The 24,815-nt window shown below is 38.7% G+C and carries 22 protein-coding genes and 1 pseudogene; 15 read left to right on the top strand and 8 right to left on the bottom strand.

The window, feature by feature from the left end; genetic code table 11:
- Positions 1-101 precede the first annotated feature (101 nt).
- Together AAFX60_009460 and recR are read left to right on the top strand one after the other, a co-directional pair.
- The gene (locus tag AAFX60_009460; GenBank protein XDF76955.1) at positions 102-437 is read left to right on the top strand and encodes a YbaB/EbfC family nucleoid-associated protein; all 336 of its coding nucleotides are present in this window, start codon (positions 102-104) and stop codon (positions 435-437) included.
- A 101-nt stretch (positions 438-538) separates the two neighbouring features.
- Positions 539-1,141, top strand: coding sequence for a recombination mediator RecR (gene recR / locus AAFX60_009455; protein XDF76954.1), 603 nt, complete (start codon positions 539-541; stop codon positions 1,139-1,141).
- Here the strand turns inward: recR and rrtA are convergent.
- Positions 1,113-1,676: a rhombosortase gene (gene rrtA / locus AAFX60_009450; GenBank protein ID XDF76953.1), complete on the bottom strand. Its 564-nt coding sequence runs from the start codon at positions 1,674-1,676 to the stop codon at positions 1,113-1,115. The two genes, recR and rrtA, sit on opposite strands and share 29 nt — an antisense overlap.
- Positions 1,677-1,689: 13 nt before the next feature.
- Here rrtA and AAFX60_009445 point away from each other — a divergent pair, with 13 nt between their 5' ends.
- Positions 1,690-2,313 (top strand): DTW domain-containing protein, encoded by a 624-nt coding sequence (locus AAFX60_009445; GenBank protein XDF76952.1) that lies wholly within the window; start codon positions 1,690-1,692, stop codon positions 2,311-2,313.
- A gap of 60 nt (positions 2,314-2,373) precedes the next feature.
- On the opposite strand, the gene AAFX60_009440 is transcribed toward AAFX60_009445, so the two are convergent.
- Positions 2,374-3,720: an anti-phage deoxyguanosine triphosphatase gene (locus AAFX60_009440; protein XDF76951.1), complete on the bottom strand. Its 1,347-nt coding sequence runs from the start codon at positions 3,718-3,720 to the stop codon at positions 2,374-2,376.
- 236 nt (positions 3,721-3,956) lie between these two features.
- Here AAFX60_009440 and AAFX60_009435 point away from each other — a divergent pair, with 236 nt between their 5' ends.
- From AAFX60_009435 to AAFX60_009425, 3 genes are all read left to right on the top strand, one after another.
- Positions 3,957-5,354 carry a coniferyl aldehyde dehydrogenase gene (locus AAFX60_009435; protein ID XDF76950.1) on the top strand — a complete coding sequence of 466 codons (1,398 nt, stop codon included), beginning with the start codon at positions 3,957-3,959 and terminating at the stop codon, positions 5,352-5,354.
- Between the two features lie 94 nt (positions 5,355-5,448).
- A complete protein-coding gene (locus AAFX60_009430; protein ID XDF76949.1) occupies positions 5,449-6,321 on the top strand; it encodes a DMT family transporter in 873 nt (290 codons plus the stop codon).
- 178 nt (positions 6,322-6,499) lie between these two features.
- Complete coding sequence (locus AAFX60_009425; GenBank protein XDF76948.1) at positions 6,500-7,804, top strand: hypothetical protein; 1,305 nt, start codon at positions 6,500-6,502, stop codon at positions 7,802-7,804.
- A 59-nt stretch (positions 7,805-7,863) separates the two neighbouring features.
- Here the strand turns inward: AAFX60_009425 and AAFX60_009420 are convergent, their stop codons facing one another.
- Positions 7,864-9,012: an iron-containing alcohol dehydrogenase gene (locus tag AAFX60_009420; GenBank protein ID XDF76947.1), complete on the bottom strand. Its 1,149-nt coding sequence runs from the start codon at positions 9,010-9,012 to the stop codon at positions 7,864-7,866.
- Positions 9,013-9,204: 192 nt separating this feature from the next.
- Between AAFX60_009420 and AAFX60_009415 the strand changes: the two genes are divergently transcribed.
- Positions 9,205-10,089, top strand: coding sequence for an AraC family transcriptional regulator (locus tag AAFX60_009415; GenBank protein XDF76946.1), 885 nt, complete (start codon positions 9,205-9,207; stop codon positions 10,087-10,089).
- Here the strand turns inward: AAFX60_009415 and AAFX60_009410 are convergent.
- Positions 10,086-10,648 (bottom strand): annotated as a pseudogene (locus AAFX60_009410) (TetR/AcrR family transcriptional regulator). The gene AAFX60_009415 and the pseudogene AAFX60_009410 sit on opposite strands and share 4 nt — an antisense overlap.
- 110 nt (positions 10,649-10,758) lie before the next feature.
- Between AAFX60_009410 and AAFX60_009405 the strand changes: the two are divergent.
- Positions 10,759-11,292, top strand: a complete 534-nt coding sequence (locus AAFX60_009405) for a dihydrofolate reductase family protein (GenBank protein XDF76945.1) — start codon at positions 10,759-10,761, stop codon at positions 11,290-11,292.
- A gap of 19 nt (positions 11,293-11,311) precedes the next feature.
- Here the strand turns inward: AAFX60_009405 and AAFX60_009400 are convergent, their stop codons facing one another.
- The gene (locus AAFX60_009400) at positions 11,312-11,494 is read right to left on the bottom strand and encodes a hypothetical protein (protein XDF76944.1); all 183 of its coding nucleotides are present in this window, start codon (positions 11,492-11,494) and stop codon (positions 11,312-11,314) included.
- A gap of 180 nt (positions 11,495-11,674) precedes the next feature.
- On the opposite strand from AAFX60_009400, the gene AAFX60_009395 reads away from it, so the two are divergent.
- Positions 11,675-13,417: an SgrR family transcriptional regulator gene (locus tag AAFX60_009395; GenBank protein XDF76943.1), complete on the top strand. Its 1,743-nt coding sequence runs from the start codon at positions 11,675-11,677 to the stop codon at positions 13,415-13,417.
- Positions 13,418-13,474: 57 nt separating this feature from the next.
- Here AAFX60_009395 and AAFX60_009390 read toward each other — a convergent pair whose 3' ends face one another.
- Positions 13,475-14,689 (bottom strand): pyridoxal phosphate-dependent aminotransferase, encoded by a 1,215-nt coding sequence (locus AAFX60_009390; GenBank protein XDF76942.1) that lies wholly within the window; start codon positions 14,687-14,689, stop codon positions 13,475-13,477.
- A 383-nt stretch (positions 14,690-15,072) separates the two neighbouring features.
- On the opposite strand from AAFX60_009390, the gene AAFX60_009385 reads away from it, so the two are divergent.
- The 6 genes from AAFX60_009385 to menE all read left to right on the top strand — a co-directional run bounded on the left by AAFX60_009385 (position 15,073) and on the right by menE (position 22,213).
- Positions 15,073-16,395, top strand: coding sequence for an isochorismate synthase (locus AAFX60_009385; protein ID XDF76941.1), 1,323 nt, complete (start codon positions 15,073-15,075; stop codon positions 16,393-16,395).
- The gene (gene menD / locus AAFX60_009380; GenBank protein XDF76940.1) at positions 16,392-18,125 is read left to right on the top strand and encodes a 2-succinyl-5-enolpyruvyl-6-hydroxy-3-cyclohexene-1-carboxylic-acid synthase; all 1,734 of its coding nucleotides are present in this window, start codon (positions 16,392-16,394) and stop codon (positions 18,123-18,125) included. Before AAFX60_009385 ends, menD begins: the two co-directional genes overlap by 4 nt.
- Positions 18,109-18,903 carry a 2-succinyl-6-hydroxy-2,4-cyclohexadiene-1-carboxylate synthase gene (gene menH, locus AAFX60_009375; GenBank protein ID XDF76939.1) on the top strand — a complete coding sequence of 265 codons (795 nt, stop codon included), beginning with the start codon at positions 18,109-18,111 and terminating at the stop codon, positions 18,901-18,903. Before menD ends, menH begins: the two co-directional genes overlap by 17 nt.
- 5 nt (positions 18,904-18,908) lie before the next feature.
- On the top strand, positions 18,909-19,775 hold the full coding sequence (gene menB / locus AAFX60_009370; protein ID XDF76938.1) for a 1,4-dihydroxy-2-naphthoyl-CoA synthase: 867 nt from the start codon (positions 18,909-18,911) through the stop codon (positions 19,773-19,775).
- 75 nt (positions 19,776-19,850) lie between these two features.
- Entirely contained in the window at positions 19,851-20,825 is a 975-nt protein-coding gene (menC, locus tag AAFX60_009365; protein XDF76937.1) for an o-succinylbenzoate synthase, read from the top strand.
- Positions 20,813-22,213, top strand: a complete 1,401-nt coding sequence (gene menE / locus AAFX60_009360; protein XDF76936.1) for an o-succinylbenzoate--CoA ligase — start codon at positions 20,813-20,815, stop codon at positions 22,211-22,213. The genes menC and menE overlap by 13 nt, the downstream gene beginning before the upstream one ends.
- Here menE and AAFX60_009355 read toward each other — a convergent pair.
- Both AAFX60_009355 and AAFX60_009350 read right to left on the bottom strand, forming a co-directional pair.
- Positions 22,193-24,061: an MFS transporter gene (locus AAFX60_009355; protein ID XDF76935.1), complete on the bottom strand. Its 1,869-nt coding sequence runs from the start codon at positions 24,059-24,061 to the stop codon at positions 22,193-22,195. The genes menE and AAFX60_009355 overlap by 21 nt on opposite strands.
- Before the next feature lie 29 nt (positions 24,062-24,090).
- Complete coding sequence (locus AAFX60_009350; GenBank protein ID XDF76934.1) at positions 24,091-24,690, bottom strand: TetR-like C-terminal domain-containing protein; 600 nt, start codon at positions 24,688-24,690, stop codon at positions 24,091-24,093.
- Between the last annotated feature and the right edge of the window lie 125 nt (positions 24,691-24,815).

The following is a 24,815-nucleotide window of genomic DNA, read 5'->3' as shown; positions in this document are numbered from 1 at the left end:
AGCGTTCATACAATCTAATTTAAAATTTAGAGTGGGTTGAAAACAAAAATTTAACCCCCATTTTTTTAGTAACAAAGAAGTAAACTTAAGAGAGAATAATTATGTTCGGTGGTAAAGGCGGCATGGGCAACTTGATGAAGCAAGCCCAGCAAATGCAAGATCGCATGCAGAAGATGCAAGAAGAAATCGCAAACATGGAAGTAACTGGTGAGTCAGGTGCTGGTCTAGTTAAAGTAACTATCACTGGTTCTCATAGTGTTCGTCGTGTTGAAATCGATCCAAGCCTAATGGAAGAAGACGAAAAAGAAATGCTAGAAGATTTGATCGCAGCTGCGTTCAATGATGCATCTCGTCGCATTGAAGAAACACAAAAAGAAAAAATGGCAAGTGTAACTGGTGGAATGCAAATGCCACCGGGCTTTAAAATGCCATTCTAATTTATCTTTATGATAAAGCTGAGATTAATAACGCATTATTAGTCTTGGAATAATTAGGCGGCTCAGTGGCTGCCTTTTTCTTTTTAGGAATATAAGAAACTATGCGAACCAGTGGTTTACTAGAACAATTAATGGAATCATTACGATGCCTACCAGGCGTTGGCCCAAAATCAGCTCAGCGAATGGCTTTTCACTTGCTTCAACGTAATCGCCAAGGGGGAATGCAGTTAGCTGATGCTCTTTCTCAAGCGATGTCTGAGATTGGTCATTGCTCGGAATGTCGAACATTTACTGAGGAAGATACCTGCGCTATTTGTTTGAATCCAAAGCGTCAAGCAAGTGGTGAAATGTGTATTGTTGAAAGTCCTGCAGATATTGTTGCAGTAGAAGCAACAGGGCAGTTTTCTGGGCGTTACTTTGTACTAATGGGACATTTATCGCCACTGGATGGTATTGGTCCAAGCGATATTGGTTTAGATTTATTAGATCATCGTTTGAATCGTGGTGATATCAAAGAAGTTATTCTTGCAACTAACCCAACGGTTGAGGGGGAAGCAACGGCACACTATATTGCTGAGCTTTGCCAAGAGCACCAAGTACCTGCTAGTCGAATAGCACATGGTGTTCCAATGGGCGGTGAATTAGAATTAGTTGATGGTACAACGTTATCTCACTCTATTTTAGGCCGTCAGAAGCTTTATTAGTTTTGAGAAATAGAGCTGGAATTTGGAGTAGTCCGCCTGCGATTACTCCAAATAGATGCGCTTCTGTTGCTACTTTTGCATTTATTAATGAGATGGTTGATGCACTGGCTCCAAAATAGTGCTCCCAACTGATTTTAGCAATTACACCTAGCAGCAGTAACCATCCGGTTTGACGTTTATTTTTTATGTCTTCGATGGCAGCCCAAACAAACAGCCCGTGTAATACGCCTGAGAGTCCAACATAAGCTTGTATTGGCGTAAAGAGTAGTGCTAGTCCAGTTAGTAAACTGATAGAAAACAGTAAAATCGATAATTTTTTAAGGGTAAGTAACTCTTTAAAAATATAACTAAAAAGGACGAGTGCAGCAGCATTCATTATTAAATGTGCTAGATTCGTATGGGTAAAGTTCCCTGTTACGATACGCCAAAGCTCGCCATGTTCTATCAGATAGCGATCCCATACCAATATATCCGATACCATACTAAATTGAGCAATACCAAGCCCAATTAGAATGGGAAGTAATAATTTAAACAAGTAAAGGTTCCTTGTGATTCGATTTTGTCTTCAATGTTTAAAAACAAAAAAAGCCTGTATATGTGAGTGGATCACACCCATCACCACGGATATTGAATTAATCATACTACAGCATCCAACAGAAGCTAAGCGCCCATTAGGAACAGCGAAAATTTTATCTTTAAGTTTGGCGAATTGTCGTACTTTTATCGGTGAGAATTTTTCAGAACATTCTGAGTTAAACCAATTATTAGCTGACGATAGCTATCATCATCAAGTGTTGTTTTTAGATAATGAAAGCCAAGCTATTGGTACAGATAAAGCTCTTCTTCAAAAGAAACAACGCGTTATTCTATTAGATGGTACGTGGAAAAAAGCATATAAAATGTGGCAGTTATCCACCAATTTGCATTCCTTACCTAAGGTGCATTTAAACACCGATTTATCTGGTAATTATCGAGTTCGTAAAGCGCCAAAAGACAATGCATTATCAACAGCGGAAGCGGGATACCACATTTTAACTCAGCTAGATAATGATTGTGTGGCGTCAAATAATGTTGAAAAATTTGATTCGATTTTAACGGCATTTGATAACATGATTGAGTTTCATATTAGCCAAATGCCAGAAGGTGTATTTGAGAAGAACTACCGTTCATAGCTTGTAATATATCAATCCAAGCAAGTAAATATTAATACTTATATGAAGTGGTATTGATTCTTAAATCGGAACAAAGAGTTGATTATATAAACGCTGAGCATAGCCATCGGTCATGCCAGCGATATAATCAGCAATTACACGGTGTGCATTAGCACCAGATTCTTTCGCTTCTCTCCATTCTCTTTTGTCGTTTTCTGGTAACAAGCGTTCAGGATCTGAATTGAGAGCATCAAATATCTCCATGACTATTTGTTGGCCTTTATATTCAATACGCTGCATTTCAGAGTTGTGAATTACGAATTGCCCAACAAACTTTTTCAATACTTCTAAGGCATAACTCATAGAAGGACTTAAAAAAGCATTCCAACGCAGCAATTCAGATTCAAACTCTGCTTCATCATTAAAGGTGGTCGGTTTAATGGTAATCGATGTTAATAGCGCATTTACGATACTGCCGATGCCGTCTTTACGTTGATACTGTAAGCCTGAAAATAGTTTATCGCTGATGGTTTCAATATTTGCTTCAAACCACTCATCACCACATTCTGCTAATTTACTCGCTACTGATTCTTGCCACTGATTACGAGTAACAATTCCCATCACAATGGCATCTTCTAGGTCATGAACGCCATAAGCAATATCATCAGCGAGTTCCATGATGGAACAATCTATAGATTTAAAGCGAGTTTTACGGTGCGTATTTTGACTGTCTTGTTGAAAACGGAAAGTAGAAAATAGCGCTTTATCGACGTCCGATAGCGGTTTTAAAATCCAATTTAAAATATCAGCATCATCACGATAAACCCCTTTGGGTGGATGCCAATCTATGGATTTTAAATGACGAACATTAGTTACTTCTTGTGGGCGTTCTGTTGAATGAACTTGATCAAGAAATGCAGGGTATTTTAAAACCCCTAACAAGGTTCTTCTGGCTAAGTTCATACCGAAATGCTCAGTATAGGGTTCTAACTTGCTTAAAATTCGTAGAGTTTGCCCATTACCTTCAAAACCACCATGATCACGCATCATATAATTTAGAGCGATTTCGCCACCATGACCAAAAGGTGGGTGGCCAATATCATGAGCCAAACAAATGCTTTCCATTAAGCTAGTTGAGGTTAAAAGGGCACGAAACTCAGGCTGTCTAAGCTTTAACTGTGCGACAACCCCTGTACCTATTTGAGAGACCTCAAGAGAATGGGTTAATCGAGTGCGATAAAAGTCATTGGCACTACCTGGGCCGTGCACTTGAGTTTTAGCTTGAAGGCGGCGAAAAGCGGCAGAGTGAAGAATACGAGCACGATCTCGTTGAAAAACGCTGCGCTGATCATTACGACGTAACTTTTGTTCGTTGCTTATACGATCTTCCCAGTGAGGGGATAGAGTAATTTCATTCGTTTTATTCATTATTATTGTTCTCGAAGTTATTTCTACCTCTATATCATTACAGGCTTGCTACAAAAAGATCAATGGTTTATAGCAATTCTAGATATTAACTCGACATTATTTATGCAGATATTACTGAATTAATTCGCTTATATATAAGAGAATATAGAGCAAGAACACACAGTTATATTTGTATTATTTTGTTCATGTATACGGATTGTTATAATGAAAACCACTTTGTTGAATGGAATAACAATATGAGTAGTGTTGCTAATTTGCTAGATCAATTTGAACAGCTTAAACACGCGTATCAAGCATCGCCGAATTCATCAAAAGATGAGCGATTGTTGCTGCTTGGCCAATTAAAACAGGCTTTATTATCTGAAAAAGAAAATATAACGAGCGCATTAGAAAAAGATTATGGATATCGAAGTCATTTTGACTCCACTATTTGTGATTTAATGCCGTCAATTCAGCATATTAATTACACGACCAAACGTTTATCAAAGTGGTTAAAACCCCAAAAACGAAGTGCTGGTTTATTGCTTTCTCCATCAAGATTACAAGTCGTTTACCAACCTTTAGGCGTGATAGGCGTTATTGTTCCTTGGAATTTTCCAATCTATTTAAGTATAGCGCCAATTGTTACAGCTATCGCAGCAGGTAATAGAGTGATGGTGAAATTGAGTGAATATACGCCAGAAACCAATCAAGTACTCCGTCGAGTCTTTTCCGATTTATCTGAGCATGTATGCATCATTGAAGGCGCCGCTGATGTGGCTGCTGAATTCTCTCAGTTACCTTTTAATCACTTATTATTTACGGGCTCAACTCAAGTGGGGAAACTGGTAGCAAGTGCAGCAGCAAAAAATCTTACGCCTATTACGCTTGAACTTGGCGGGAAATCACCTGTTATTATCGCTGATGATGCGGATTTAACATCGTCTGTTGATGCCATTATGCTCGGAAAATCAATGAATGCAGGGCAAATATGCGTAGCACCTGATTATGTCTTCATTCCTAAAAATAAGGTCGAAAAGTTTATCTCTTTGTATGTTCGTCGATTTTCACAGGCGTTCCCTGAAAAAAAAGGAAAACGAGAATACAGCCATATTATTAATCAAGCTCAGTATGAACGTTTAGAATCGTATCTTACGGATGCTAAAGAAAAAGGAGCGACGCTCACTTCGATAGAGTGTGATGTTCAATCCGAAGGACGTTCGTTTTTGCCACACCTGCTTACTGACGTTAATGACGATATGCTAGTGATGCAAGAAGAGATATTTGGACCAATTTTACCCATCATTGGCTATGAGGTCATTGAAGAAGCATTTGATTATATTAAGCAGAGACCGAGACCATTAGCTCTGTATGTGATGTCTTCCGATAAGCTGTTAATTAAACAAATTATTGCAAATACACACAGTGGTGGTGTGGCAATCAACGATACTATGATGCATGTTGCTGCTGATGACGCCCCATTTGGTGGAATCGGTGATTCTGGTATGGGAAGCTATCATGGCATAGAAGGTTTTATTACGTTTTCACATGCTAAAACCGTGTTATCAACGCCAACGTGGTTACCAAGAGCACGGTTATTATTGAAGCATAAAAAGTCAATGCTTAAAGTATTAGGCTTAAAATTTATGAAATAGGCCAGTTAGTCGGTTTTTGTTGTGGTTTAGCAGTTGGCAAATGAGGGGAACAGTCGTATGATCTGCTTCCCTTTTTTAATGTGAATTGCCCTTTATGTCTCAACATCAACCGGTTCAAGGCGCTTCTTGGATGCTTACCGCAGGACTTGCTTTTGCGATAGTAAACAGTATTGCTCAATATGTAAGTATGAATTTTGGTCTTCCATCGACCATGGTTGCTTTGGTTCAATACGCTATTGCTTTGGTTGTTATTTTACCTTACCTACGAACATTGGGTCTTCGTAATTCACTTCGAACTGAACATTTTGGTATGCATGCTCTGCGTGTATTCTTATCAGTTATCGGCATTCAGTTATGGCTGTGGGCCCTTGCTTATCCTGTTCCTATTTGGCAAGGTATCGCTCTTTTGATGACGTCTCCATTATTTGCAACCATAGGTTCTGGTCTATTTTTAAAAGAGAAAGTAGGAGCGGCTCGTTGGTTTGCGACTTTAGCTGGTTTTGTTGGTGCAATGATTATTCTAGAGCCATGGTCTGATAGCTTTACATGGGCAACATTATTGCCTGTTGGTGCGGCTTTCTTTTGGGCTTGTTATTCGTTAATGGTGAAGAAAATGTCGTCAAACGATTCACCATCGACCATGGTTGTGTATTTATTGGTTCTGATTACGCCATTTAATATTTTATTAGCGCTACCTGAATGGCAAACCCCAAGTGGTATGAATGTGTGGTTATTGCTGTTTTGTGCTGGTGTAATGACAGCATTAGCGCAATGGGCAATTGTAAAAGCGTATTCAGTTGCTGATGCTTCATTTGTTCAGCCTTTTGATCATGCAAAATTGCCATTAAATGTGTTAGCAGGCTGGATGGTATTTGGATGGGTTCCACCTGGTCGTTTATGGTTAGGTGCTGCTATTATTATTGCTTCTGTTGCGTTTATTACACAATGGGAACGCAAGAAGAAATAATCTTTATTGATAGAATTAAAATAAACCGTACCAATTTAATTGGTGCGGTTTTTTTTATTTAAAATTAATCAAATTGGTATAAATGCTTAATTATTTGCATTTTGAATATTATCTCTATGACCTTCGAAAAATAATTAAATAGGCTAATGATGCGACTTAATAATATTAAGGATTAATTATGAATCGAACCATTATTACAGCATCAACTATACTTTCCCTTGCTCTTTTTTCTAATGTTGCCACTGCCGATGAATATCGAAATGGGCACCGTGTTGCTTTAGAGGGAGATCCTAATATTGGTTATCCTCAAGTGTGTATTCGAATAAATCGAAAAGCTAATCGAATTCCTTTATTAGAAACTTATCAACAATTTCAACACGATTACCCTGATGACAATATCGTTCAATTATTAGAAAGAATGGTTCAGTGGGCTGATTCTGGAGCTGTTGGACATACATGGGTGGATCTTTTTTATAAAGATGATGAAGGAAAAGTTCAGTTTGATGGATATGGATTTGGTAGCGATGGCAACCAAGCCAGTCGAGAATTTAGTTTTCAAAAATGCGTTCATATTGAAGATAAAAACTACCAACAAATAAAGCAGGATATAGCGGACAAAGAAGAGTCGTTATATGTTGAGAGTAAAGAGATCGCTAAGTTATTTTTAGGTATAGGAAAAGATTGGAATGGAGGTAAATATACGCTATATGGTAACTGTGCTTGGTTTGCTGGTAATTTATTTAATTCCATCGTACCAAAAGATGAGAATGTTAATTTTGCACAAGCCTTTGACTGGGGAACGGTTGTACCCAAATGGTACCCATTAAGTAAATATAAAGATTTACCTGATCCGGGATATATAGCTGAAAGTATTTCAAGAACAGTGAATGGGGCAGGGTGGCATGATAACGAAGGCAGTGGTTATGGAAAGCTCACTGGTGATACCTTTATTACCGCTGATGAAAATGGTTTATTAAGCGGTCCTCGTAATATTTCTGATTACTATCCAGAACTGGGTGAGGATGCAAACTTTATTTCAGCGGGCTATTATTCTGAGTCTCAAGATAAAATGCATTTTTTTACTTATAACTTAAAGCAAGATAAAGAGATTATTGTAACGCCATATTCTTCAGATGTTACTTTTAAAAATATAGATCAAAAGTTTGTTGCAGCGTTCCATCATCCTAGTGATGACAATATTGGTATGGTTGTGACAGAAAATGGGCATATTTTATTAACAGATACATGGGAAGATACGGGAAATAAAGCGTTAGAAGCTTATGCAGGGGACATTACGGCGGCTTCAAATTATTTTGAAAACGGTAAGATTCTTATTTTGTTGAGACCTGATGGTGAACAATATGATGATTATCAATCAGATGGTATTCGATTTATTAAATACGATGTTGAGCAGGATAAAGTTCTTACTGAGCCTGCACTCGCTGAGCATTTAACAGGTTTCGATTTCTTTAAACAACAATAAGTTAGTTTGTAAAATCATACTGACTCAGAACATATCATTCTGAGTCAGTATTTAGATGGTTATTTTACAGCGTCTTCAAGAATTTTACGTGATACATCAGGTGTAATTGCTTGATGTTCACCTAAAGCAACCATTCCATGAGCTTCAAGCTGTTTGATAATAGCATCAATAGCAGATGCTTTATCATTACCATGCTCGGTTAATTCAGTTGGAGAGTTTAAGCTGTGGTAGAAGTTTTCAATTTCAATGATAGTACGTTCTGCTAAATCATCGGTATAAACAAGCCCAAATACATTCTTACCCATTTGTTCTAATTTAGCTCGTTTTGCTTCGATTTGATTACGAAGTAAAGACGGTTGAACGATAGATAAAGAGCGTGCGTGATCTACGTTATAAAGCGCAGTTAACTCATGACCAATCATATGTGTTGCCCAATCGTGAGGAACACCTGTACCAATCAAGCCATTTAGCGCTTGGTTAGCTGTCCACATCAGGTTTGAGCGCCACTCATTATTGTCACGGTCATCGTATTGAGCACCGAGAGTCAGTAAGTTGCGTAGTAGGGTTTCGGCATAGCCATCCTGTACCATTGCACCAGTTGGCATAGTTAAATATTGCTCACAAGTATGAACCCAAGCATCAACAATCCCGTTAATTAATTGGCGTTCTGGTAATGTCTTCATTGAATCAGGATCAAGAACCGCAAATTTTGGTTGTACTGCTGAAGCCATGAAAGGCAGTTTGGTTTGTGTTGATTTTTGAGTAATTACAGCACCAGAGTTAGACTCAGAGCCTGTTGCTGGCAAGGTTAAGATTGCACCAAGTGGAACGGCTTCGGTCACTGTGTGTTTACCAATTAAGATATCCCAACCATTACCGTCATATTTGGTTGCTGCTGCAACATATTTTGAACCATCAATAACTGAGCCACCACCAACAGCAAGAATGTAATCTACGTTTTCTTCTTTAGCGATAGTGACCGCTTTATCTAATGTTTCTACTGTTGGATTTGGTTCTACGCCCGAAAACTCAAGCCATGTATGATTGGATAAAGCAGCGACAACTTGATCGTAAACACCATTGTGTTTAATAGAACCGCCACCATAAATGACAAGCACTTTTTGGTCTTGTGGAATAGATGTTGCGATAGCTTCGATTTGACCTTGGCCAAAATGGATTAGAGTAGGGTTAACGTAAGAGAATTTCATTGCTGTACCTCATTTCTTCCAAAAAGGATGCTCTATTTTCTAGAGCTTATTATTTCAATAAGTGCATATTAGTAGCAGGTATGCGATCTATAAAGGCGAATTCCTGCTTTTTTATTGCCTATTTCTACAATTAAGCGTATTTTTTTAAATAGAATTGAATAGATGTGATCTTAATCAGATAAAGGATAATGAATGAAGTCTTTGGGCGAATTGATGCAAAGTTATGCGGATCATTGTGGATTTAATGATCTTGAAGGTATTAAAGAAACCGCTATTCCTGGCGTGTGGTTTTATCGCAGTAGTAAAGGAAATCAACGTCAGCCTTTTGTTTATCAGTCAGGGATTATTGTTCTTGGTAAAGGTCATAAGAATATTTATATAGGTAATCAGCCGGTTCATTATGGCCCTGATGATTATTTAGTGGTGGGCGTGCCGATGCCATTAGAGTGCGAAGCATTCCCAGAAAATGGAGATCCGCTGTTAGGTTTAAGTATTGATGTGGATTCCGCTTTGTTACACCGTTTAGTTAATGAGCTAGAAGAAGCAAAGTTTCAACCTTGTATACAAACCTCTTCAGATGGCTTTGGATTAACATCCGTAAAAATGGCGAATGATATGTTGGAGAGCTGTAAGCGATTAATGGCAGCATTACATACAGATCTAGATACAAAAATGCTAGGAGAGGCATTATTAACTGAGATTGTGTATCGAGTGCTGACTGGGCCAGAAGGTCACGTATTATTTAATTTAGCGCATCATGATAGCCAGTATGCTCGTGTTGCTAAAGCGATGAATAAGATGCATCAATCGTATGCAAATAGCTTAACTGTGCAAAATTTGGCGGAAGAAGCCAACATGAGTGTTTCTGCTTTTCACTCTGCATTTAGGAAAATCACGCTAGAGTCGCCATTGCAGTATTTAAAAAAAGTACGTTTGAATAAAGCAAAAGAATTGATTCAGTTAGAAGGTAAACGAGTGAATGACGCTGCTCATTTAGTTGGATATACCAGCACTTCTCAATTTAGTCGTGAGTTTAAGCGCCATTTTAATGTGACGCCTAAGGGCTGTTTGGTTTAGTGTGAATGTTTAAGGGCAAGACAATAAAAATTAAGCGGCCCTTTGATGTATTCGGAAATATCTAATTCGTGCGATGGGTTACAGTGTAAAGCGAGAGCAAACCCATGTAGGTAATCAGCTAATAGATCCAAGGCATTTTTTTCGCTGTATTATCGAGTTCAAGTGGCTCAATGATCATGCTAAAACGTTCGGTAAAAATATCAGCTGGCCCTTGCGATGTCATCGACAGCAGTGTTTCAAGTAGTCCTGTATACGTATTGAGTAAGCGTAGGTAACTTACACATAACAGATGTAATTCATCTTGCCAGTCAGTTTGTTCTTTTGGTTGATGTATCTCTTCAATTAATGACACTGTGATGGCTTCAAGTAGCGCGTTTTTATTGCTGAAGTAATAGTAGATAGCCATTGCATCAACATTTAGATGCGTGGCCAGTTTGCGAATACTTGGGATTTTTCCTTCTGATTTCATTAATTCTTTTGCCATTATCATTATGGATTTTTGGCTTAATTGTTTATTCGAACCACTAGGTCTTCCTCTTTTTTTCTCCTTGACAGACATTTAAATTCCTCGTTAAACTAATATTAATTTCTACAGTGTAGAATAATTATATAGAAAGAAATAATCAAAGCCAAGTAAAGACTATTAACGAATCAGAATCGAGGTATTGCATGTCAAACAGTGTATTTATAGCAACAAGTTTAGATGGTTATATTGCAGATAAAAACGGAGGCCTTGACTGGCTACATGCAATTCCAAATCCAGAACAAGATTCGATGGGTTTTGTTGAACATTTTGATCGTATTGATGCCATGGTGATGGGACGTAATACTTTGGATATGGTATTAAGTTTTGATGTTGAGTGGCCTTATTTAAAACCGGTTTTTGTTCTGAGTAATACCATGACCTCTGTTCCTGAAGGGTATGAAGACAAGGTCTTTTTAGTTAAGGGTGAGTTGAAAGAGGTTCTTAATGAGATTCATGCCAAAGGTTTTAAAAACCTGTATATCGATGGTGGAGTGACTATCCAAAACTTTTTAAAAGAGGACTTGATTGATGAGCTTATTATTACCACGATACCTGTGCTGTTAGGTGGAGGCTCACCATTATTTGCTGGTTTAGAACAACCGCTAAACTTTAAGTTTGTGAAGAGCGAAACCTTCCTTGGTGCGATTGTTCAGAACCACTTTGTACGTGAGCGTTGAAGATTTTTGAATCATTAGTCTAATCCTGAATCTCCTTATTTTTCCTACTTAATTCATCACTGTGTATTTCTTCTTTTTGAAGGTTTAGCAGTGATGACATATACAAAATAGCCTCTACTTCAATCCAATTTTTTGTCATAAGCAATTTTGACTGGTAGTAATCTTTTAGTGCTGTTGAATGTTTGTTTGATAATAATTTCATACTAAGCCTACTGTAGGTCGTTGTGATGGAGTAAATAAATTATTTCAAATTATAGGGAAGCTAAAAAGAGAGTGAATTTTATTATTTAGTTCCTATTATTGTGGTTTTTAATTGTAAATTTGCCATTTGTAGGTGTATTTTATTTAAATGGGGAAGTAAGAATAAAAAAGAGGTGATGTTTTGATTGAAGGTAAACTGGCTGCTTATTATTTTCGCATGGTTGAATTAGGTGTTCGAACGGAAGTTTTAATTACTTTAAATGAGGTGGCAGATCTCGTTTTCACGAGTGCAAGACATTGCCGAACTATTTTAAAAGAAATGAGCCAGTTAGGGTGGTTAGAATGGCATCCAAAGGTTGGTCGAAATCAACGTTCTGTTCTTTATTTAAATTACCACGTCAATGAGTTGAAATCAGAATTAGCTAAGACCATGATCTCTAATGGTAAGTATGAAAAAGCATTAGCTTTGATAGATCATGATCATGCTTTATTTGGGGCGTTACTTCAAAATACCTCAGGTGTGGTTCGACGTGAAGGAGAACTACATATTCAGCTTACTTATCCTCGTTCTTTTTCTGCATTATTACCACATTGTTCATTAAGAAATAGTGAGCGTTTTCTTTTACGACAGGTTTATTGCTGTTTAACTGAATGTGATTTTTCGGGAAAACTGTCCTCTCAATTAGCTCACCATTGGACTTATGATGAACAAGCATATCGATGGCGTTTCTATTTACGACCACAATTGTATTTTCATGATGGAAGTATAATTACTGCAGAATGTGTCGCTGAATTATTTCAAAAATTAAAAGAGTTGCCAGAGTATCAAGATGAATTAGAGCACGTCACCACTATTTCTGCTCCCAATACACATTGTATTGAGTTTAAGTTAAACCAACCGGATTTAGGCTTTGCGGGTTTACTTGCTGATGCTCGTTACTCGATTCAACCTGTTTCTCAGTTATCGTCATCAAAAACAAGTATTGGCAGTGGTTTCTTTCAAGTCGATTCTCTTTCAGATACACGATTACAACTACAGGCTTTTGAGCGATATTATGGTTGTCGTGCATTAGTTGATAGTGTCACGATATGGAAGGTTGCAATGGATTCATTAGGTAAAATTGCAATGAAGAGTGGACAAGTCGATTTAGATCAAAAGGTCACTTGTACTCATTATCTCGAAAAGAGCCAAGATAATAAAAAAATGAGGAGTAACGAAGTAAGAACAAGAATTGAAGATGGATGTTTACTTGCGTTATTTAATCACAGTTCAGGGTTATCATTATTACAACGAAAATATTTAAGTCAGATTTTATCTCCTAATAAGTTACAAGATGAAGTGATTAAATCAGGAGAAAAAATAGAAGCAGTCCCAGCCTATAATCTGCTTCAACATTGGATGAAAACACTTAACTCGCCAACAACAGAACTAGAGTTACCTGAAACATTGTCTATAGCAGTATTTGATCATCAAACGTTATTTCGATGTGCCAGTGCAATGATGGAGATATTAAGCCAGCTTGGCGTAAAGTGTCAGATTAATAGTTATTCTTTTGATGAGTTTTATAGAAAAGCAAAAGAAAAGACGTTGCTTGAAGATGTCATCTTAACGAGTCTAGACTTAGATGATAACCGCCCAACATCGATCTTTCGTTGGTTATTATCCAATCCTATTTTGCAGCAAAGTCTTTCATTAGAGACGAAAGAATGGCTACAATCAGAGTTAATTAATATTAGGAATATAACTGAATTAACATACTATTTAGGTAAATTAGAGCCTGTTTCTTCAAGTCTGATTAGTGATTATAAAATATTACCTCTTTTTCATCATAAGCAGACTTTACGTTTTCAAGATGTACTTAAAGGTGTTTCTATCACGGGGTGGGGGTGGCCTGCAATTCGAGATGTGTGGTCTGAAGATTAGTGAGTATAAAAAAGCCTGCAAGTGAGCAGGCTTTTGAATTTTTATAACAAGAACAATTTATTGTTTGTAAGTGTGTAGGAAGCGCTCTAGGCGACCAATCGCAGTTTCTAGATCATCAACTCGTGGTAATGTCACGATACGGAAGTGATCAGGTGTTGGCCAGTTAAAGCCAGTTCCTTGAACTAGTAGAACCTTCTCTTTGATTAAGAAATCCAGCACAAACTTCTGATCATCTTTAATCTTGTACATCTTAGGATCAAGTTTAGGGAACAGATACATTGCGCCTTTTGGTTTCACACAACTTACACCAGGAATTTGTGTAATAAGGTCATACGCTTTATCACGCTGCTCTAATAGACGACCGCCAGGAAGCAGAAGCTCATTAATGCTTTGATAACCACCTAACGCTGTTTGAATCGCATGTTGCATAGGTACGTTTGCACATAAGCGCATTGAAGCAAGCATATCCAAACCAGCAATGTAGCCTTGAGCGTGATCTTTAGGACCGTTTAAGAACATCCAACCACCACGGAAACCACATACTCGATACGCTTTAGATAGACCGTTGAATGTTACCGTTAAGATATCAGGCGCTAATGTTGCCAATGTAGTATGAACTGCACCGTCATAAAGTACTTTGTCATAAATTTCATCAGCAAAAATGATTAGGTTGTTTTGACGTGCAATTTCGACAACTTGTAGTAAGAAATCACGACTGTATACCGCACCTGTTGGGTTATTCGGGTTAATTAACACGATACCTTTAGTGTTTGGTGTGATTTTCTTTTTAATGTCGTCTAAATCTGGGTACCAATCTGCCCCTTCATCACACATGTAATGCACAGGTTTACCACCTGAAAGTGACACTGCCGCTGTCCATAATGGGTAATCAGGAGCAGGAACTAGCATCTCATCGCCATTATTTAACAATGCTTGCATTGCCATAACGATCAGCTCAGACGCACCATTACCGATGTAAACATCTTCTACGTCCAAATCTAATAGACCACGACGTTGATAATGTTGAACAACAGCTTTACGTGCTGAGTAAATGCCTTTTGAATCACAGTAACCTTGCGATGTTGGTAGATTTTTAATCACATCAACAAGGATTTCATCAGGGGCGTCAAAGCCAAATGGGGCTGGATTCCCAATATTTAACTTAAGAATTTTGTGGCCTTCTTCTTCCATTCGCTTAGCATGTTTAAGAACTGGACCACGGATGTCGTAGCATACACTGCTAAGTTTTGATGACATTCCAATATTTTGCATGGTGAAACCCTGATGATATAAAAACGATATAGATTCAAATTACACTATTTCTAATAGGCTGAGAACCAATTTTTAGAAAAAAATCATGTAAAAACATCTTCTGCCATATTTCTATCTAAAAATAGATAATTTCTCTTCTTTTAATTTCATCGTCTTTTTTGCGTGACTTAAGAATTTTTTAGGTATTGCTTTTCTTGTTTTAGATTTTCATAAACAAGCAAAATTTGATAAGAGTTTTATTTTTTAGACATACAATTGATGTGAATTATTTTTTATTTACAAACCTTTTGCTAGAATCACTAGTTCATACAAGGAAATAACAAGCAATTCCGCTTGTGCAAGTCGGTTGCCATGATGGCTGAAAACGATCAAGAGAGGTTAATTTGTCCACTTTTCAAGATGCCATTGAATCGATCCGTCATCAAATTACACAGGCAACAACATCCCATACAATTTCTTTAAAACTGGATTGGTCTATTGGTGAGCAGCTAATTGATTGGTTAGAAGCACAACCTGTATTTCCTAAGTTTTATTGGCAATCACGTGACGGTGAAGAAGAAGTGGCAGTATTGGGTCAAGTTAAGACGTTTACCGACCCTAGTGCCGCTCAAAAAGTTCTCGCTCCTCAGCAACGTATTTGGGGTGGTCGATCTTTTGATGGTCGAACTGAACGTAATCGTCGCTGTATGTCATCTTTCTTTTTTCTTCCTCAAGTAGAAATTACGCGTTTGGGTTCATCGTGGAATATTATGGTGAATTTGTCAGAAGATAATTCCCGTTTGCTCTCTACATTAAACAAAATGACAGAAGAGTTTGATGATTTATCTGAATTACATTGCCGAGTAACTCAACGTATCAATACGCCTGAAAAAGCGGATTGGTCAAACATGGTCAATAAAGCGTTAACTGCAATTGAAAATAAGCAGTTTGAGAAAGTGGTACTCGCTCGTAAAACGACATTGACGCTTGATCAGAATTTATCGTCTGCTCAGTTTTTAAAAGCAAGTCGCCAGTCAAATAGCCACAGTTTTCATTTTATGATGGCGTTGGATAGCGAGCATTGTTTTATTGGTTCAACACCAGAGCGTTTATATGTACGTAATGGCTATGCTCTAAAAACAGAAGCATTAGCTGGTACGATTGGGCGTGGCCATGACGAAGAAGAAGATAACCAATTAGCTTCATGGTTAATTTCGGATAAGAAAAATCAGTATGAAAACCGTTTAGTGGTGGACGATATTGTTCACCGTTTATCTAAGTTCAGTATTTCAATGAACGTTGCTGATACATCAGAATTGGTGAAATTACGCAAAGTTCAGCATTTAAAACGTCCTATTTCTGCTGAAATTAATGCGGAATGCAGTGACTCTCAATTACTTGATAACTTACAACCAACGGCAGCTATTGCTGGATTACCTCGTATGTCGGCTTTGGATTTCATTATTGATAATGAACCTTTTGCTCGTGGTTGGTATAGCGGTGCTGTCGGCTTCTTGAGTCAACAACGCAGTGAATTTTGTGTTGCTATTCGTAGTGCTTTGGTTATGGGTAATAAACTTCACTTATTTGCAGGTGCTGGTATTGTTCCGGGCTCTGAGCCAAGCAGTGAATGGGACGAGTTAGATAGAAAAACCTCTACTTTATGTACCTTATTAGAATCTGATACTAATGTGAGTTCAGATATCACGGAGTCGCAAGTCGCATGATGCAACCTGAGCAGCAAGTAATGCTAAATCAAGTTTGGGCTGAGTTAATTATTGAGGAGTTAGTTCGAAATGGAGTAAAGCATATTTGCATCGCTCCGGGCTCGCGTTCAACCCCACTAACTCTTGCCGCTTCTGAACATGCTCTTTTATCCATCCATACCCATTTTGATGAGCGTGGCTTGGGCTTTTTAGCTTTAGGTATTGCTAAAGCATCTAATGATCCTGTTGCTGTTATTGTCACTTCAGGTACTGCAGTCGCTAATTTATTGCCATCAGTTGCTGAATCAGGATTAACCAAAGAAAAACTCGTCTTACTTACTGCAGATCGTCCTGTTGAATTGATTAATTGTGGAGCGAACCAAGCAATTAATCAGCAGGGTATTTTTTCGTCACACGTTTGCCATTCGCTTCAATTGCCTTCTCCAAGTCAAAACGTGCCGGCACAGTGGTTATTAAGCCGTCTTGATCAAGCGTGCTTTGTTCAACAAGAGCAGGGTGGCGCTATCCATATTAATTGCCCTTTCCCTGAGCCGTTTTATGGCAAAAAAGACGATAGCCTTCTTGTTGATTATTTAGCACCAATTCAGAACTGGAAAGCGGATACTTCTTCTTATATACAACAAACACCTTACTTTTCTCATGTAACGTTATCACCTAACTGGATGCAAACGGCACGTAAGAAAGGGGTTGTTATTATCGGTAAAGTCTCTTTAGAAGAAGCAAATTGCGCAGCACAGTTAGCAAAAGAACTTGGTTGGCCAGTATTGGCTGATCCACAATCAGGTTATTATTCAGAGTGGGCACATTACGATTTGTGGCTACAAAATAGTGCGTGTTTTGAGTTGTTATCCGAAGTTGAGTGCGTTTTACAATTTGGTGCTCGATTAGTATCAAAACGTTTGGGTGCATGGTTGAAAAACTACCAACAGGCTTATTATTTAATCGACTCTCATAGTGAGTTATTAAACGAAAGTTGTCATGCACATGTTCGTTATCGTGCTGATATTTCAACTTGGTGCCAAACACACGCAGACAGCCTTGCTGATAGAGATTGTGTATTTGACCATGCGCCATCTGTTCATTGGAGTGAATCTCTTAAAGTGGCATCACAGAATGCATTGGCGCTGGCTCGTTCTATGGCGTGCAATAGCGAAACATTATCTGAATTAAGCTTTGCGCTTACCGTAGGCCAAAAAGCCAATGATTGCGATTGGTTTGTTGGTAACAGCTTGATAGTACGCCTATTGGACATGACTGGTGAGCTTAATCAAAAAAATGTATACACCAATCGTGGCGCTTCAGGTATTGATGGCTTAGTAGCTACAGCCGTTGGGGTTCAGTTAGCTAATGATAAACCGTTACTCGCTTTAGTTGGGGATACGTCATTACTTTATGATTTGAATTCTTTAGCGTTATTAAAGCAAGCGACGCAACCTATGGTTGTTGTGGTGATGAATAACGATGGCGGTGGTATTTTTGATTTATTACCCGTGAATGAGAAAAAGAAAGATGATTTCTATCGTATGCCTCATCAGCTAGAGTTCAGCCATGCTGCTGCGATGTTTGGTTTGTCCTACCATAGGCCAGAAACTCTAAGCTGTGCCATGTCAATGATTAACGATGGCTTAGAAAAGGGCATTCATTTAATTGAGATCAATACACCAGCAGGTCAATCTGGTGAAGAGCTAACACGTCTTTTTCAGACCATTCAGCATGCCGCTTTATTCTAATCAATTGGAAACCATGAAAAATACCACTCAACCTTGCGTGGTATTTTTACATGGATTGTTAGGATCAACGAAAGATTGGTCAAGCATCGCTGCAAAGGTTGCAAAGACGCATCCGGTATTATTAATTGATCTTCCAGGACATGGAAACAGTCAATCAACCTTATTGGATCACAATGAGGGATTTGAACAGAGCTGCCAGTTGATTGTTGAACAATTGGAAAAATCACCATATCAGGCCTTTATCCTTGTTGGGTACTCGTTGGGTGGGCGATTAGCGATGTATCTTCATGCTATGTATTCTTTGCCTTCTACGATAAAGGTAAAAGGACTGTGTATTGAAGGTGGAAACTTTGGCTTAGTTTCAGAAGAAGAAAAGCAGCTGCGCTTGGAAAATGATATTCAATGGGCAAAGCGCTTTGAAGAACTACCTATTGTTGATGTTTTAGACAATTGGTATCAACAAGCGGTGTTTTCTTCACTAAACCCTGAGCAAAGACAAGTTTTAGTAACCAAGAGAAGTGATAATCTTGGACCTGCAATTGGAATGATGTTGAGATCTACGTCACTTGCTAAGCAACCATATTTGCTTGATGCATTACATCGTAGCACCATTCCAATTCTTTATATTTGCGGTGAAGCAGATAAAAAATTTCAACACTTGGCTGAGCAAAGTCAATTAACGTATCAAATCATTGCTCAGGCAGGGCATAACGCTCATGTGGAACAGCCCGAACGCTTTACACATGTACTTAATACATTCTTACAACAATGGACATAAATCCCATGGCAAGAACTGTTGGCATTTCAGAAGAAGAACTTTACGCTCCAGTAGATTGGACAGATTGCACTGCGCAATACGAAGACATTCAGTACCACAAATCAGCGGATGGTATCGCAAAAATTACGATTGCTCGTCCACAAGTGCGTAACGCATTTCGTCCGGGCACAGTAAAAGAGATGATCGATGCGTTAGCGGATGCACGTTACGATGAAAAAGTAGGTGTGATCATTTTAACTGGTTTAGGTGAAGACGCATTCTGTTCTGGTGGCGACCAGAAGATCCGTGGCGATTACGGCGGTTACCGTGATGATAGCGGTACACACCACTTAAACGTATTGGATTTCCAACGTCAAATCCGTACTTGTCCAAAACCTGTGATTGCTGCAGTAGCAGGTTACGCTGTTGGTGGTGGTCACGTTCTTCATATGATGTGTGACTTAACCATTGCTGCTGAAAATGCACAGTTTGGTCAAACAGGGCCTAAAGTAGGTTCTTTTGATGGTGGTTGGGGTGCTTCTTACATGGCTCGTATCGTTGGTCAGAAGAAAGCTCGTGAAATCTGGTTCCTTTGCCGTTTCTACGATGCTCAAGAAGCGTTGGATATGGGTTTAGTAAACACGGTTGTTCCTGTTGCTGATCTAGAAAAAGAAACGGTTCGTTGGTGTCGTGAAACACTACAACACAGCCCAATGGCATTACGTTGTCTAAAAGCGGCGTTAAATGCTGATTGTGATGGCCAAGCAGGTCTTCAAGAGTTAGCGGGTAACGCAACAATGATGTTCTACATGACAGAAGAAGGTCAAGAGGGTCGTAACGCGTTTAACGAAAAACGTCGTCCAGACTTCGATAAGTTCCCTCGTAACCCATAATTCGCTGTTACAGATTCAATTAAGTATTAGAGGCTCCTTTGAGTCTCTTTTTTCTTTTATTGGTTGGAGTAAGAGATGAAAACAGCCAAGATCTATCAATACCAACTCCCTATGGACAGTGGAGTAATTCTTCGTGAACAACGTCTTCAGCAAAGAGATGGATTGGTCATTGAGTTAAGTGATGGAATACATACAGCAAGAGGTGAGGTAGCACCTTTACCTGAATTCAGCCAAGAAACGCTAGAACAAGCTCGTGAAGATTTAATTTCATTAACTCAATCATGGTTAAACAATGAAGAGTTGGATCTTGATTCAAACTGCCCATCGGTTGCATTTGGCTTTAGCATGGCTTTGTTAGAACTTGAAAAACAGTTGCCACAAGAAGGTAATTACCAAGCAGCACCTTTGTGCTCTGGTGATCCTGATGACTTGGTTGTTAAGCTTAATGAAATGAGCGGTAAGAAAATTGCCAAAATCAAAGTGGGTTTATACGAACCTATTCGTGATGGCATGGTTGTGAATATGTTTTTAGAACTGATTTCTGATCTCTCTTTACGTCTTGATGCTAACCGTGGCTGGACAGCAAAGAAAGCAGAGCAATTTGCTAATTACGTACATCCACAATTTCGTTCTCGTATCGAATTCTTAGAAGAACCATGTGCTACACCAGAAGAAAGTTTAGCTTTCTCTAAAGCCACCGATATTGCAATCGCATGGGATGAAACTCTACGTGATGATGGTTTTACTGTTAAAGCTCAAGAAGGCGTTACAGCTATTGTCATTAAGCCAACATTAGTGGGTTCTGTTGAAAAGTGTATTTCGTTAATAGAACAAGCACATCAATTAGGCATGCAAGCGGTGATTAGCTCAAGCATTGAATCAAGTTTGGCATTAACACAACTTGCACGATTAGCTGCTTGGAAAACACCAGAAACGATTCCGGGTTTAGATACTATCGATCTGTTTAAAATGCAGCTAGATACTTCTTGGCCTAATTGCGAATTACCAGTGGCACAATTGGCTGATCTCGAGGTGATATGGGAAAACTGATCTCACCAGCATTCACGACTTGGCCTTGGGTTAAGTGGAGTGAAGAGCGAGAATTAGACATTGCATTGCGTGATGGCGATAAAGTGTGGACATGGAGTGAAGTGTCTACACAAATCAATCGTTATGCTAATGGTCTTCTTCAGCAAGGCGTTAAGCGTGATGATGTTATTGTTGGCATTGCTAAAAACTGCATAGAATTAGTTTGGTTGCAGCTGGCCTCTGTTCGTATTGGAGCTCGCTTTGCCGCAATTAATCCAAAGACACCGAGCAAACAGCTACACCAATTAGTTACTAGCATTGCTGCTAATCATATTTGGTTTGGTGAAGGTCAAGAGACCATCTCTGGCACATGGCATCATTTGCAACTGATAAACGCAGAATATGGCGCAGTAGCGGCTACATGGCAACCAACTCGCTTAGCAACATTAACGTTTACATCAGGCTCAACGGGAAACCCTAAAGCTGTCGCGCACAGTGCAAGTAATCACTTACACTCAGCCGCTGGTTTATTAAGCTGGTTACACTTTGATGTTAGTGATTCTTGGCTGGTATCACTGCCTTTGTTTCATGTTTCAGGCTTAGCTATTGTTTGGCGTTGGTTACTTTCTGGCGGAATGCTGGTTATGCCAACAGAGCAAGGCTTGCTGAGTGATTTAGCTGGTGTTACGCATGCGTCGTTAGTTCCAACTCAACTGCAACGTATCTTAGATAGTGGTGAAACATCTCAGCTTGCATTAAAACGTGTTCTACTTGGTGGTAGTGTTATTCCAACCGAATTAACAATAGCTGCGCAAAAACAGGGCATCGAATGTTGGCTCGGTTATGGTATGACCGAAATGGGCTCAACCGTAACAGCAAAAAGAGCAGATGGTGAGCCGGGAGTAGGGAATGTTCTGCCTTATCGAGAATTACGCATTGAAGAAGGCGAAGTGTGGGTAAAAGGAGAGAGTTTAACTCTAGGTTATTATCGCTCTTCAGGCATTATTGATATAGCGAACGAAGATGGTTGGTTTGAGACCAAGGATCTTGGTTCTGTGATTAATGCTGAGCTCCATATTCACGGACGCGCTGATAACATGTTTATTTCTGGTGGCGAAAATATCCATCCTGAAAAAATAGAGCAAGTGCTACTGACACATCATGAGATCGATAATGTGATTGTTGTCGATGTACCTGATGAGGAGTATGGACAACGACCTGTTGCTGTTCTTGTTTCAAACACAGGCAAAATTCCTGCTAAGTTAGTCGAGTTTACTCAAGATAAATTGGCTAAATTTGAGCAACCGATAAGTTATGAGATCATGCCAGAACATTTGCTTATTTCTGGCATTAAAATTTCACGTAAATTGGTTAAAGAGTGGGTTGATTCACTGCCAATCACCGCGTAATTGAGCTACTTTTTCACGCATCAGTTTTGATGTCGCATCTTGTGGTAGTACGGGTTCTCCTGCTACCACTTCTACTTTAGACCAACAGCGACTAGGGCGTTTTAATATTGCTTTACCGCCATGGCGACTAAAGAAACTTCCCCATAAGCCTCGCAGCGCCATTGGAATGACTGGCACCGGTGAGCGTTTTAAAATGATATCCATACCTCGTAAGAAAGGACCGATTTCACCATCACGAGTTAAAACGCCTTCTGGAAAAATCAACACAATCTCCCCATTTGTTAATGCGTTCTCAACCTCCATAAATGCTCGTCGAATTGAGCTACTTTTAGTGGCATTAATTGGAATAACTTTCGTTAATTTGAAAAAGTATTTAATTAAAGGTAATTCCGCGTATTCCTCCTCCATCACGAATCGAATAGGACGAGGGCATGCACCACTGATAATAAAGGCATCCATGTAAGTGATGTGATTACATACTAACAAAGCGCCACCTTCATCTGGAATATGATGTAAATGTTGATGGCTTACTCGGTATCCCGTGTGGGTGAGGACCCATAAAACAAAGCGAATAATAAAAATAGGCACACGGAAAAACAGAAAGAGGGTGACAATCCCATTTAATATCGCAAGAAGAAGGAAAAATTGAGGAATACTTAACTCTATGACAGATAAGCAAATAATCCCAAGAATAGCACTTGTTACCATAAAGATGGCGTTATAAATATTATTGGCCGCGATGATCTGAGATCGATGTTTTGCTTGAGGTCGTTTTTGGATTAACGTGTATAAAGGAACGATAAATATTCCTCCAGAAACCCCTAGAAAAAAGAGATTAACAAAAACAGAGAAAAGATCTGGATGCGTTAAGATTTCAAAAAAATCAGTGGTATGTATTGGATTTGCCGGCGTCGCTAAAAAAAGATTGAAACCAAAAATAGTAATACCAAGGCTGCCAAGAGGAATAATGCCTAGTTCAACACGGTGTTTAGATAATACATCACAGGCTAATGAACCTACTGCAATGCCAACTGAGAACAACGCCAGTAGTACACTAACAGTAATTGCATTATCGTTTAAAAAATGGTGAGTGTAATTAGGAAACTGAGTTAAGTAACTTGCACCTAAAAACCAAAACCAACTGATCCCCATAATCGCTAAAAATACAGAGCTGTCTTTTTGGGCGATTGAAATAGTATTTCGTGTTTGCTGAATTGGTCGCCAGCGAAATGAAAGTGTTGGGTCAATGGCTTTTGCATAAGGGATGAAACGACTAGATAAATAGCCAAGTACTGCGAAAAGAAGCACTGCACCAGCGGCAATGTATTGTGCATTCTCTTGAGAAGCAATAATGCCAGCGCCAATGGTTCCAAATAGAATGGCTAAGAAAGTGCCTGTTTCAACTAATGCATTACCAGAAACTAACTCATCTTCTTTTAATTGCTGAGGGAGTAAAGCGTATTTTACTGGACCAAAAAAAGCGGATTGAGTGCCCATTAAAAATAATAAAATAAGTAATAGCGTGAAGTCTTTTAAAACAAAGGCAATAGCCCCAAAGAGCATGATAATGATTTCAGCGAGTTTAACTTTGCGTATAAAAGCCGATTTTTCATACTTGTCAGCCAGTACGCCAGCAAAAGCAGAAAACAGAAAAAAAGGAAGAATGAATAACCCTGCGGCCAAATTAATGAATAAATTAGACGATATAGGTAGAGAATCGACACTGGCAAAAGCAACAAACAATAATAGGGTGTTTTTAAAAATATTGTCGTTAAAAGCCCCTAGAGATTGAGTGAGAAAGTAGGGAAGGAATCGACGCTGTGTGAGTAGTTTGGCTTGCTTTGCCATAAAAAGTCCTTTTCACCAAAGAATATCGCTTAATGAAGCTTCCATTGATTGATGTAGTTTAGCAGCAGATTATCAATAAGTTTGTGACCATCAATCGGCGTTGCTGAAAAAAGTAGATCATCAAGACTTAATAAGGTTATGCCGTGAACACCAGCCCAGATAACTCGACTTGTTTCTACGATATCTTCGTGAGTTTTCGTACTGTTAATGGTGAAGATCATTCTTTCAAGGATCGACATCATTTGATTAATGCGGTTTTCTTGCCATTCAGGTAGGGCTTCACCATTCATATTATGTTGAAATACCAACTTCCAACGATTAGGTTGCTGCTGTGCAAAATCATAATAACAATAAGCAATGGCTTTTAGTGCCTCTTCAGGGGTTGCACTGTTTTCAATACCTTGTGAGATTTGAAGCATTAATTCATCAAGGGTTTGTGCGATAGAGCGAAGCAGTAATAAGTTATAGCTACCAAAAATATTGACTAATGTACTCGGTACATAACCAATGCTTTTTGCCAGTTTGCGTAAACTGAGTTCGTGATGACTATGCTCATTAAGAAACAATTTAACATTATCTAATGCCATTTCGCGTATTTCTTGATGAGAATGGTCGTTTCTGCGCGCCATATTAACCTGAGCTATAAAATTATGTACATTGTTCTTAATTTTAAATGTATGGCTATAATCTTCAAGTAAGAGTTATGTCAATTAGGAGTTAGTGCACATGTTTGAGACGGATAACTGTTTGTTTT

The sequence above is a fragment of the Aliivibrio fischeri genome, from assembly GCA_038993745.2.
GTDB classification, from domain to species: domain Bacteria; phylum Pseudomonadota; class Gammaproteobacteria; order Enterobacterales; family Vibrionaceae; genus Aliivibrio; species Aliivibrio fischeri_B.
Note: the sequence above shows the minus strand (reverse complement) of the source record. Positions and strands in the feature narration are given on the sequence as shown.

Bases quoted from the DNA above. Each gene is read 5' to 3' on its own strand.
- AAFX60_009460 (XDF76955.1), top strand. From the start codon at position 102: ATGTTCGGTGGTAAAGGCGGCATGGGCAACTTGATGAAGCAAGCCCAG.
- recR (XDF76954.1), top strand. From the start codon at position 539: ATGCGAACCAGTGGTTTACTAGAACAATTAATGGAATCATTACGATGC.
- AAFX60_009440 (XDF76951.1), bottom strand. From the start codon at position 3,720: ATGAATAAAACGAATGAAATTACTCTATCCCCTCACTGGGAAGATCGT.
- AAFX60_009435 (XDF76950.1), top strand. From the start codon at position 3,957: ATGAGTAGTGTTGCTAATTTGCTAGATCAATTTGAACAGCTTAAACAC.
- AAFX60_009430 (XDF76949.1), top strand. From the start codon at position 5,449: ATGTCTCAACATCAACCGGTTCAAGGCGCTTCTTGGATGCTTACCGCA.
- AAFX60_009425 (XDF76948.1), top strand. From the start codon at position 6,500: ATGAATCGAACCATTATTACAGCATCAACTATACTTTCCCTTGCTCTT.
- AAFX60_009420 (XDF76947.1), bottom strand. From the start codon at position 9,012: ATGAAATTCTCTTACGTTAACCCTACTCTAATCCATTTTGGCCAAGGT.
- AAFX60_009415 (XDF76946.1), top strand. From the start codon at position 9,205: ATGAAGTCTTTGGGCGAATTGATGCAAAGTTATGCGGATCATTGTGGA.
- AAFX60_009405 (XDF76945.1), top strand. From the start codon at position 10,759: ATGTCAAACAGTGTATTTATAGCAACAAGTTTAGATGGTTATATTGCA.
- AAFX60_009400 (XDF76944.1), bottom strand. From the start codon at position 11,494: ATGAAATTATTATCAAACAAACATTCAACAGCACTAAAAGATTACTAC.
- AAFX60_009390 (XDF76942.1), bottom strand. From the start codon at position 14,689: ATGCAAAATATTGGAATGTCATCAAAACTTAGCAGTGTATGCTACGAC.
- menD (XDF76940.1), top strand. From the start codon at position 16,392: ATGATGCAACCTGAGCAGCAAGTAATGCTAAATCAAGTTTGGGCTGAG.
- menH (XDF76939.1), top strand. From the start codon at position 18,109: ATGCCGCTTTATTCTAATCAATTGGAAACCATGAAAAATACCACTCAA.
- menB (XDF76938.1), top strand. From the start codon at position 18,909: ATGGCAAGAACTGTTGGCATTTCAGAAGAAGAACTTTACGCTCCAGTA.
- menC (XDF76937.1), top strand. From the start codon at position 19,851: ATGAAAACAGCCAAGATCTATCAATACCAACTCCCTATGGACAGTGGA.
- menE (XDF76936.1), top strand. From the start codon at position 20,813: ATGGGAAAACTGATCTCACCAGCATTCACGACTTGGCCTTGGGTTAAG.
- AAFX60_009355 (XDF76935.1), bottom strand. From the start codon at position 24,061: ATGGCAAAGCAAGCCAAACTACTCACACAGCGTCGATTCCTTCCCTAC.
- AAFX60_009350 (XDF76934.1), bottom strand. From the start codon at position 24,690: ATGGCGCGCAGAAACGACCATTCTCATCAAGAAATACGCGAAATGGCA.